This window comes from Pseudorhizobium xiangyangii, assembly GCF_020531965.1.
In the GTDB taxonomy this organism is placed as follows: Bacteria; Pseudomonadota; Alphaproteobacteria; order Rhizobiales; family Rhizobiaceae; genus Neorhizobium; species Neorhizobium xiangyangii.
This window is the reverse complement of record NZ_JAJAWH010000100.1, coordinates 1-1,060: the sequence shown is the minus strand read 5'-3', so window position 1 is coordinate 1,060 and position 1,060 is coordinate 1. Positions and strand designations below refer to the sequence as shown.

Annotated in this window: 2 protein-coding genes; one reads left to right on the top strand and one right to left on the bottom strand. The window is 60.7% G+C overall.

Annotated elements, in window-relative coordinates:
- Positions 1–779 (top strand): ArdC family protein (locus LH464_RS24375; protein ID WP_226788978.1); only part of this gene is annotated, 779 nt, incomplete at its 5' end.
- On the opposite strand, the gene LH464_RS24370 is transcribed toward LH464_RS24375, so the two are convergent.
- Entirely contained in the window at positions 758–1,051 is a 294-nt protein-coding gene (locus tag LH464_RS24370; RefSeq protein WP_226788979.1) for a WGR domain-containing protein, read from the bottom strand. The genes LH464_RS24375 and LH464_RS24370 overlap by 22 nt on opposite strands.
- Positions 1,052–1,060: the final 9 nt, after the last annotated feature.

The window sequence follows — 1,060 nt, the reverse complement described above, 5'->3', positions numbered from 1 at the left end:
CCTTCGCCCGACCACTGCGTGCCAATGGCGAACCCTACCGCGGTATCAACATCCTGCTGCTCTGGATGGCATCAGCCACGAACGGCTTCGAGCACGACCGCTTCATGACCTACCGCCAGGCCCAGGAGCTCGGTGGCCAGGTCCGCAAGGGCGAGCAGGGCACGCTGATCGTCAAATACGGCACCATCACCCGAGCCGAACCATCATCCGATGGTGCCAGTGACGACGAGGAACGTCAGATCCCCTTTCTCAAGAGCTACAGCGTCTTCAACGTCTCACAGATCGAAGGCCTGCCCGAGGAGTTTCATGTTCGACCTGAGGCGCAGCCACAGGAGGACCGTATGGCCGCCGTCGATGCCTTTATCGCAAAGACGCAAGCCCGCATTGTCCATGGTGGCAGTCGCGCCTGCTATGTACCGGCACTCGACCTGATCCGCATGCCACCGTTTGCCGCCTTCTCATCATCGCAGAGCTTCTACAGCACGACCCTGCACGAACTGACCCATTGGACAGGGGCTTCCCATCGCCTCGACCGGCTGGAAACCGCCGACAAGCGCAAGGCCTCCTATCATTTCGAGGAACTGGTCGCCGAGATGACCGCATGCTTCCTGTGCTGCGACCTGCAGATCACCGCTGAAGTTCGCGAGGAGAGTGCTTCCTATCTCGCCAGCTGGCTTGCCGTCATGCGCCAGGACAGGCGGATGATTTTTCGAGCTGCATCGAAGGCACAGGCTGCTGCCGACTATCTTCACACACTTCAGGACGACACGGCGGCATGAGGCTGGCCATCGCTATCGCAGTCGGTGCTCAACCGGCTGCGGTAGCCCCTTTTGCGCTTCCGCTTCAGGAGATCGAGGAAGAGCACGACGGCTTGCTGCTCAGTCTCGCACAGATGCACACGGCTCTGGCCCCGCGTGCCAATCCTGCCCCAGCTTCTCGTCAGGGAGACATTTCCGAACAGGGTCGTCGAGATCGATAGCTCGTAGAAGCGGGCCATGTTTCTGGTCGGATCGATGCGGCGGATATGCAGATGATAGGGCTGCTGGCACATGGGCAGCAG